1 protein-coding gene and 2 pseudogenes are annotated in these 1,864 nt (G+C 71.6%); all 3 read left to right on the forward strand.

The genetic code is table 11. The features are described 5' to 3' along the window. Positions 1–163: 163 nt before the first annotated feature. Positions 164–393, forward strand: a pseudogene (locus tag P1P70_RS44160) (phosphatase PAP2 family protein); the annotation flags it as partial. Next, positions 386–653, forward strand: a pseudogene (locus tag P1P70_RS44165) (decaprenyl-phosphate phosphoribosyltransferase); the annotation flags it as partial. The pseudogenes P1P70_RS44160 and P1P70_RS44165, both read left to right, overlap by 8 nt. A 126-nt stretch (positions 654–779) precedes the next feature. Continuing rightward, a complete protein-coding gene (locus tag P1P70_RS44170; RefSeq protein ID WP_319248072.1) occupies positions 780–1,679 on the forward strand; it encodes a YihY/virulence factor BrkB family protein in 900 nt (299 codons plus the stop codon). Positions 1,680–1,864: the final 185 nt, after the last annotated feature.

Below are 1,864 nucleotides of genomic sequence, written 5' to 3' on the forward strand. Positions count from 1 at the left end.
GGGGAGCCGGGGAGGTCGGGGCGGCGTCGGCTGGCATGCTCGCGACCGTATCGCCGCGTATGCGGAGGAGTCGGGCACGTAGGCACGGCCGCTCTGTCGCCTCACCGAAATGGGTGATTGGGGGGATGTCGTTCAAGATTGCCGTAGCTCCGGCCCGGTCCCCCTCAAGCGCGTCGTACGACGGCCGCGTCCCGCACACGTCGAGCCGCTGGTCCGCACGGTCGGACGGCACTCCTTCCCCAGATCGCACACGAGTTCGGCGGCGGCGGCGGTCGCCGTCGTGGCTCACGGAGTCCTGGGCGCTTCTCTGCTGCTGTCCGCCGCGCGGGCGTGGCCCTCGGGGCGCTCACGGCACAGTGGGGCGCGCGCGGAGTGGTGAGTGGTGATGGCTGAGCGCACGGTGGCAGGGCGCACCACGGCCGGGCCCGCCCTGGTCCTGGAGCGCCGGACGACGTCCGGACAGGAGCCCCCGAAGGCCGGCCTCGTCCACGGGCTCCTCCGGACGACTCGCCCCCGGCAATGGATCAAGAACACCCTCGTCGTCGCCGCGCCCGCGGGCCGCCGGGGAGCTCTTCACACCGCGTGCGCTCGTCCAACTGCCCCTCGTCTCCGCCCTCTTCACGGCCCGTGCCGCCGCCGTGTACGTCGTCAACGCTGGCGGTGGCGGACTGGTGAGGGGGACGCGGCGGCGCCGGAGACAGTGACGTCAGGAGGGGATGCGTGGACCCCTGTGGGGGTACCCGGTATCGGGTGACGACGACTGGGGCAGAGTTCGGATCATGGACTGGCTGAAAAAGCTCCCCGGGGTGGGTCCTTGGGTGGAGCGTCTGATGACCACGCACGCGTGGCGGTCGTACGAGCGGCTGGAGCGGGCGAAGTGGACCCGGCTGGCCGCGGCGATGACGTTCATCAGCTTCCTGGCGCTGTTCCCGCTGCTGACCCTGGCCGCGGCCATCGCCGCGGCGACGCTCGGCAAGGACCAGCAGCGGGAGCTGGAGGACCGGCTCACCGAGCAGGTCCCCGGCATCTCCGACCAGCTCGACATCGCCGGTCTCGTCGACAACGCCGGCACGGTCGGGGTCATCGCCGGCGCGCTGCTGCTGTTCACCGGCATCGGCTGGGTCGGCGAGATGCGCGGCTGTCTGCGCGCGGTCTGGGAGAAGGAGGACCCCGACGAGAACCCCGTCCTCGCCAAGGGCAAGGACGCGGGCCTCCTGGTCGGTCTCGGTGGCGCGGTCCTCGTCTCGCTGGCCGCTTCCGCCGCCGCCTCCTGGGCCGTCGGCCGGTTCGCCGACCAGCTCGGCATCGACCGCGACGGCTGGGGCGGCATCCTCCTGCGCGTCGCCGCGTTCGCCGTCGCCGTGCTGGCCGACTTCCTGCTGCTCCTCTACGTCCTCACCCTGCTCCCCGGCGTCCACCCGCCCCGCCGTCGCCTCGTGGTGGCCGCTCTCATAGGAGCCGTGGGCTTCGAACTCCTCAAGCTCCTCCTCAGCGGCTACATCCAGGGCGTCGCCTCGAAGAGCATGTACGGCGCCTTCGGAGTCCCCATCGCCCTGCTCCTCTGGATCAACCTCACCACCAAGCTGCTGCTGTACTGCGCGGCGTGGACGGCGGAGGGCAGCAAGGAGAGCGTGGACACAGGGGACCTGGCACCCCCGGCCGGCAACAGCGCCCCGTAAGGGGCACGGGGAACTGCGCGACCAGCCGCGACGCACCGGAACCCCGCGTCCGACAACAACCAGTCAGACGCTCCCGGACCGCCGCTACTTCTTCGCCCGCACAGGCCACTTCCGGTTCACCAGGAACACCCCACCGGCCACCAGCACCAACACGCCCCCCATGATCCCGAGAGCAACCCCGATCC

It is taken from the genome of Streptomyces sp. MB09-02B (assembly GCF_033794485.1).
Taxonomy (GTDB): Bacteria; Actinomycetota; Actinomycetes; order Streptomycetales; family Streptomycetaceae; genus Streptomyces.